The following is a 7184-nucleotide window of genomic DNA, read 5'->3' on the forward strand; positions in this document are numbered from 1 at the left end:
TTGTCGAGATCGAGACCGTCAACGAACACATCGACCGCTCGCACCGGATTATCCTCGGTCACATAATCGTCGAGCAATGCCGGAAACAGTGTGCTCTGCCCGCGATCCAACCCCTCGACGAAGCGCTTCATCCGATCCCCCGAAAGTCGTCGAGGAATCTTACAGCGCGAATCACTGCAAGCAGAGCGTTTTCACACAGCCTGGGTCACGAGCCGACTACGGCGATGGGCCGGACCTACGTCAGTTCGCCTCCCGAAATTGCAGCCTTCTCAGCGCAGGTCAGCTGCGGGCCCATGAGCCGACATATGGTACTGCATCAAATTCGGCGAAGATTCCGTCCCCTCGTCGGTGCAAACGAGCAGCGTTTATGACAAGGTCACGGCCGACGGACATTGCGCGCGACGAACCCGGTCAATTCGTTGAGGCGAGTTCATCTGGAATTTTGATACCAATCTCGTGATAGTAGCGGACCGCTCCAGGATGGAACGGTAGGAACGCGTTTTTCACCGATTTTGCAGCAATGTGTCGGCTGCTCCGAAAGAGACGCGTCCAGTTCGTCTCGAAATTTCAGGATTGTCCGTGTAGCTGGCCAGCCATCACCGAGAAAATTTCGACGGCGGCGGCCTTGCCCTTGAACGGCACCTCGCCCAACGACTGCGTCGGCACACTGCCGCCCAGGGCACGCTGTGTAGCGTCATCAATAAGGATGCTGCACCCGGCCACTTTGGTGTGCGCCTCCAGCCTTGCCGCTAGGTTTACTGTGTCGCCAATGCAGGTGTATGTGCCACGTTGCTGGGTTCCGATGTAACCGGCCACGACGTTGCCCGTTGCGATGCCGATCCCGATACGAATCGCTGGCTTGTTCACCGCGCTTCGCTCATGGTTGAATTGCTCGATCAGTCCGAGCATTTCTTGCCCCGCAGCCACAGCACTGCCGGCACAATCGTCGAGCGGGAGCGGCGCGCCGAACAGAGCCATCAGGCCGTCGCCCATAATTTGGTTGACCGCGCCGCCATAACTGCCAATGGCGTCGAACATCAGCATATGATAAGTGTTGAGCAGATCGATCGTTTCCTCCGGCCCCTGGCTTTCGACCAAGGCTGTGAACCCGCGGATGTCGGAGAACAAGACTGATGCGCAAAGCCATTTTCCGCCCAAGGCGAAGTCCGACTGCAGCAGGTCGTCCGCCACTTCGGAGGTGACGAAGCGCCGCACTAGTGCCTTCTGCTGATCGCGCAAGCGTTTCTTTTCGAGACTGGCGCCGATGCGAGCTTTTAGCAATACTTGGTTCACCGGCTTGCGCAGATAGTCCTCCGCTCCGAGATTGATGCAGCGGACGACATTGTCCAGCCCCTCGATCGACGAGGTTACGATAACTGGCACTTCACGCAACTGTGGGTCGGCCTTGATCTGCTCGAGCACTGCGAAACCATCCAGTTCGGGCATTTCGATGTCGAGCAGCAGTAGATCGAACGCTTCGCTTCGTAACTTCTCCAGGGCAAGGCGACCGTTCTCGGCCAGCGCGCTTCGATGCCCCAGCAGCTCGACGCTGCGCGACAGCAGTAAGCGATTGACCTTGTTGTCGTCGGCAATCAGCACACGAGAAGTGTCTTCAGCCATTACGGAGAGCCTTCAATTCGGCAACGGCACGGGCGTATTCCGCTTCCAGCGCCGCCAAGCCGCCCACGTCGCGGACTGGATCAGCATCCAGTCCTTTGAGCTCGAACTCGCGCGCCAGCGCCGTCAATTTCACTGCGCCGAAGGTTCTCCCATTTGATTTGAGCGAGTGCGCTGCGCGGCGGAAGCGTTCGGCATTGCTCTCAACGCGGGCAGCGCGCAGCTCCGCAAGCATGCCAGGCCCTTCTTCGATAAACGTGTCAACAAGTTCGGCCACAAATTCAGCTCCGGTTGTGTCCCGCAGCTCGGCGTAAACAGCCCGGTCAATGACTGATTCGTCCATGTTATCCTCATTGCCGACGTGTCGGTACGGACATCAAAGCCGCGACCAGCTCATCCACCCGGATCGGTTTGCTCACGTAATCGTCCATGCCCGCGGCCAGGCACAGTTCGCGGTCGCCCTGCATGGCGTTGGCGGTCATCGCTATGATGCGCGGGCGCTGGCCCGCGGGCCACCTCGTCGTGATTTGACGCGAGGCCTCAAAGCCATCCATCCCCGGCATCTGCACGTCCATCAACACCACATCGTAGGTCTGTCGAGCGACGCACTCGATCGCCTCAAGTCCATTGCTGGCGAGGTCGGCGCGGTAGCCCATCTGTTGCAGCAGGCGAAGCGCGAGCTTTTGATTTACCGCGTTGTCCTCGGCCAGAAGGATGCGAAGCGCGTGGCGGGAGGCAAGCTGGGGATCGATGCGGGGCTGGGCTGGCGCGGCAACGTGTCTGCGCGCGCCCTCGTGCGCCAGCAGCGTCACCAACGTGTCGAAGAACTGGCTCTGCCGCAGCGGCTTTGCCAATCTGGCGGCAAAAAGACTATCGCCAGCCTCCTTGCCGCTGCCGGCTGAGCTGAATAGCACGAGCGGCAGGCTGTGGCCGGCTTCCCGAATGCGTGCAGCCAGCGTGGCGCCGTCCATACCGGGCATGTGCATGTCGAGGATGGCTAGATCGAAGGAGTCGCGCATGAGAACTTCTAGCGCTTGCTCGGGCGCTTCGGTGTCGTGAACCGCCATCCCCCATTTGGCCGCCTGCAGTGCCAGGATTCTACGGTTGGTGGCGTTGTCATCAACCACGAGGATCCGCTTGCCTTGCAGCGCCGGCTGCGCGCCGACGAAGTCGCGCCTCGTGCCTTTCGGCAGATCGGTCCGTTGGAAACTGATTGTGAAATGGAAGGTGCTTCCATGCCCCGGGCCAGCGCCTTCCACCCACATTGTGCCTCCCATGAGTTCCGCGAGCCTCTTACTGATCGCCAATCCCAGCCCGGTGCCGCCATACTTGCGTGTGGTGCTGGAGTCGGCCTGGGAGAAGGACTGGAAAAGACGAGCCTGGGCCTTTGCGTCTAACCCGATACCGGTGTCGCGCACAGCGAACTCCAGCTGCTCGCCCTTCGTTGTGACGGTCAGGACCACTTCGCCCTGCTCGGTGAACTTGACCGCGTTGCTTAATAGATTCAGGAGGATCTGCCGCAGGCGAGTGACATCGCCCTGGATAGCCGGCGGCACTTCACCCTCGAACAAATAGGCGATGTCCAGGCGCTTCTCGGCCGCGCGGCTACTGACGAGGTCCAGCGCCGACTCTACACAGTCACGCAGATCGAACGGCTGTGCCTCGATGTCCATGCGCCCCGCCTCGATTTTCGAAAAATCGAGAATGTCGTTGATGATCGTGAGCAGTGTTTCGCTGGAATCGCGGATAGTGCTGGCATGGTCGCGCTGCTCCTCATTGAGCTCGGTATCCAGCAAAAGGCTGCTCATACCGATCACGGCATTCATCGGCGTGCGGATTTCGTGGCTCATGTTTGCAAGGAACTGCGACTTATGCTGGCTTGCTTCAGCAAGCTCGCGTCCTTTCTCCTCGATCTCCTGAAACATTCGCGCATTCTGAATCGCGAGGACCGATTGCTCGGCGAAGGTCTGCAACAGGTTGACTGTGCCCGACGGAAATTTACCCGGCTCCTTGCGACGGACCACGAGTGCTCCGACGATCCGGTCAGCACCCAACAGCGGGACTGCTAACAGTGCACGGAACCCCGCGCGTATGATGACATCGAGGGCGAGCGACGGAGACTCGTGCGTGATGTCGGCAACTTGCACCGGGCAGCGCTGTATCGCCGCCTGACTTATCATCGTTTCTCCCATCTGGACGTTGCGTTCCTTAATTGTCGCGACCAGCTCCTCATCCATGCCGTAGCTGGCGCGTAGTTTAAATTCCTGCCGGGCGTCGTCGAACGCATAGATCGTGCCGGCATCAGTGCCTGATAGTTGGACTGCCTTCGAGATGATCGTGGACAGCACCGTCTGCAAATCGATTGTTGAATTCACGGCCTGGCTGACCTCGCCGAGCGCGCGCAGCTCCTCAATCGAGCGAGCCAGCTCGATAGTGCGCTCCTCGACTTGCTTTTCGAGCCGCTCGGCCGTTTGCTCTCTCTCTAATAACAATTCGTTCCGTTCGACAGTGTTTTTGCGCAAGATCTCGACAACTGCGCCCATTTCCGCGATTTCGTCGCTGCCCCCGGTCGGTACTTTGGCCGCAAGATTGCCCTCAGCGATCGCGAGCATGCTGCGGCTGAGCGATGTCAGCCGCGAGACGATGTTGCGCCCTACGTACAACCAAACAATCACGATGGAGCTGAGTAAACTGAGCGCAACGGCTGCGATCAGGACAGTCGAGGTGAAGTGTTGAGCCGCCAGCGCTTCGTCATTGGCCTGCGCGATATCGCGATTGGCAATTGAGACAAGGCGATCCGCCGCCTGGGTGAGTTCTCGCGACAGCGCAGCGTTCTCCGTCAAGTTACGGGTCGCTTGCGCGACTATGCCAAGTTCCTGCGACCGTAGCTCAGGAATGCTGTTAGTGCCCTCAACAAGTGCACGGAATTCCTCGAGCTTGACCATCAAGAGCGGTTGCAATCTCGAATCGAGGCTGGCCGTTATCTCCCTCGCCTCACGCAGGGATCGCTGAATTCGAAACACGTGCACACGCAGGCTGTCTAAATCGTCTGTTGCCGAAATCTGCTGCAGCCTCTCACTCGTCGATGTAATGAGAAACTGCACGCGCTGCAGCGCGTGATAAGATGTCGTTGATCCGACCAACCCTACTCCGGCCGCTATTCGTTCATCGATCCCCAGCTTGGCGTCGTCGAACGCTCGGCGCGATTGTGCGATCTGCCCCTCAACGATCTGGAGCCAGGGTGTCAACAGGTTTTGGCTTTCATTGTCAGCAGTGAGCGCGTCGCTCAAATGACCTCGCTTTAGTTCGCTTACGACCATGCGATCCGCGACCAGCTTATTCAGCGATTCAAGATTGATCCGGAGACGACCGACGACCGATCGCATCGGGCCGAGGACTACGCCGTCGGCGCCACGGTGCTCGAAGCCCTCCAACAGTCCGGCGAGTTCCTGCATCTCGGCGCCTATCCTCTGCGAAACGTCGGTGTGCTCGGCGGGCGTCGCAGCAGAGAGCAGGGCCGGCGCGACCGAAACAATCCGTTCAGCCCGCCGCGATACTTCCACCGAGGCCAGTGCCGCAGGCACGCGCTTTGCCGTGATGCGGTCGAGAGCATGGCCGATATCGCGGAAGGAAAAAATGGTAACGACCGCGCCGACAATAGACAGGCCGCTGATCCCGAGGAAGGCAAGCAACAGTCGGTTTGCCACGCCGAGCCGCGACGGCACCCATGCCCGCATGTTCGGACTGGGGAACGCTGTTGACCGGATTGACCTCCCCAAACTCATGTCCGCGCCTCAGCCTCAGATGGCGAAACGCCGGCGATTGTCAGCCGCCAAAGGGATACGGCAGCGCGCGTGCATTGAGAAAGGCGCGTTCCGAAATGTCGCCCCAGCGAACCGCCGCCGTGCGGAATTTTATGAAGCTGTCGTAGACCCGCCGCGCCAGGTCGTCCTTGCGGCTTGCCTCGGATAGAACTTCGCCCGAAATCTTGCCTAGTTCTTGCAGGATCGTGTCGTCGACCTTGCGGATCTGGATCGCAGGATCCCTTAGGAGCTGCTCAAGCGCTGTGGCGTTGCCGGCTGTTGCCTCCGCAAGGGAACGTGTGTTCTCGGCCGCAGCGGCACCCTCGATAATGCTTTTCTCGGTGCTGTCGAGGCTGTCCCAAAGCTTCTTGTTCATGGAAAGGGAGAGCGCCGCCCCCGGCTCATGAAAGCCTGGGTAGTAGTAGTACTTGGCCGCTTTGTGCAGACCTAACGCCATGTCGACCCAGGGCCCAACGAATTCGCTCGCGTCGATCGCGCCCGATCGAAGAGACGGAATGATCTCACCGCCTGGCAGCGTAACCACCACAGCGCCGAGCCGCCGCAGTACATCGCCGCCGATGCCAGGCATACGATAGCGTAAACCCTTAAACGCCTCGACGCTTGTTAGCTCCTTGGTGAACCATCCGCCCATCTGTGGACCAGTGTTGCCGCACAGGAACGCCTTGAGGCCAAAACCCGCGCTCAACTCGTCCCAGAGTGCCTGGCCGCCACCATAATAGATCCATGCGTTGATTTCATCGGCGGTGAATCCGAACGGGACGTTGCAGAAATAAGCGAAGGTGGCGGACTTGCCCGCCCACGTGATTTCTGAACCGTGGTAGAGATCGGCGAGGCCAGAGGAGACGGCATCGAAGGATTCCATGGCACCGACCAACTGGCCGGCGGGGAACACCTTGACTGTCAGCCGCCCGCCCGACATCGCAGTGATCGACCGCGCGACACGCTCGGCGCCTGATTGGAGACCCGGCAAGCCCTTCGGCCAGATGGTGACCATTTTGAGCTCGCGCACACCCTGGGCGATTGCTGGCATCGGAAAGGCAGAAGCGGAAGCCGCAACCCCTACGCCAGCGCCTGCAACGAATTGGCGACGATCCATGGTTTCCTCCCCGGCTTGTCGGCAGGCCCATTTCCATTTGTCTGCCAAAGGTCGCCCCGGCCGGCTCGTTGATCGAAGCTCTATGGGGTTGTTAGCACGCCAAGGACCTTCCCTTGGTCTGAAATCTACTTTACGCCGCAACCGCGATTGGCTCCCGCAGGTGTTTGATAGTGCTAATGAATCCTGAAGGACTGAGGCGCCTTGTCCTGCAGGGGAATATCCGAAAAATCGGGGCGTTTAAAAAATCGGGGCGTTTAGACTGACCCAATGGATCCGCGCAAGATTTTGCCGGGTTGCGCCCGCCGATTTTCCAGTCGGCACATGATAATATTCAAGATAGTCATCAACCTCAAGACCGTTAAGGCGCCTAGGGGGAGCCTCACATCTCGATCTTGCGACGAGGTAATCGAGTGACACCTTATTCGACTTCCGCTTCGGGTCAAAACTCGGAAGTCGGACCGCGCAACCGTGAGGTCCCCTTCACCCCCGACACCGGACTTTCGGTAGCCAGCGCGGCACTTCCGAAAAGGGCCCATAGGACTAAACCGCTCGCGCGGTAGGGCGCTGCTGCGGTCAGCGTAGCCAAGACGATAGCGCAACGGGGCGTCCTGTCTTGAGATGAGGGGTTCGCAACCTTCACTCAAAAC

At 59.5% G+C, this 7184-nt stretch carries 4 protein-coding genes; all 4 read right to left on the reverse strand.

The window, feature by feature from the left end; all coding sequences use genetic code 11:
• Positions 1 to 567: 567 nt before the first annotated feature.
• Positions 568 to 1620, reverse strand: coding sequence for an adenylate/guanylate cyclase domain-containing protein (locus AC628_RS18220; protein WP_074128152.1), 1053 nt, complete (start codon positions 1618 to 1620; stop codon positions 568 to 570).
• Positions 1613 to 1960, reverse strand: a complete 348-nt coding sequence (locus AC628_RS18225; protein ID WP_074128153.1) for an Hpt domain-containing protein — start codon at positions 1958 to 1960, stop codon at positions 1613 to 1615. The genes AC628_RS18220 and AC628_RS18225 overlap by 8 nt, the downstream gene beginning before the upstream one ends.
• Positions 1961 to 1967: 7 nt before the next feature.
• Positions 1968 to 5354, reverse strand: a complete 3387-nt coding sequence (locus AC628_RS18230; protein WP_074128154.1) for a response regulator — start codon at positions 5352 to 5354, stop codon at positions 1968 to 1970.
• An 88-nt stretch (positions 5355 to 5442) separates the two neighbouring features.
• On the reverse strand, positions 5443 to 6537 hold the full coding sequence (locus AC628_RS18235; protein ID WP_074128155.1) for a TRAP transporter substrate-binding protein: 1095 nt from the start codon (positions 6535 to 6537) through the stop codon (positions 5443 to 5445).
• Between the last annotated feature and the right edge of the window lie 647 nt (positions 6538 to 7184).

Origin of the sequence: Bradyrhizobium sp. NAS96.2 (assembly GCF_001908235.1) — a bacterium.
In the GTDB taxonomy this organism is placed as follows: Bacteria; Pseudomonadota; Alphaproteobacteria; order Rhizobiales; family Xanthobacteraceae; genus Bradyrhizobium.

Bases quoted from the DNA above. Each gene is read 5' to 3' on its own strand.
- AC628_RS18220 (WP_074128152.1), bottom strand. From the start codon at position 1,620: ATGGCTGAAGACACTTCTCGTGTGCTGATTGCCGACGACAACAAGGTC.
- AC628_RS18225 (WP_074128153.1), bottom strand. From the start codon at position 1,960: ATGGACGAATCAGTCATTGACCGGGCTGTTTACGCCGAGCTGCGGGAC.
- AC628_RS18230 (WP_074128154.1), bottom strand. From the start codon at position 5,354: ATGCGGGCATGGGTGCCGTCGCGGCTCGGCGTGGCAAACCGACTGTTG.
- AC628_RS18235 (WP_074128155.1), bottom strand. From the start codon at position 6,537: ATGGATCGTCGCCAATTCGTTGCAGGCGCTGGCGTAGGGGTTGCGGCT.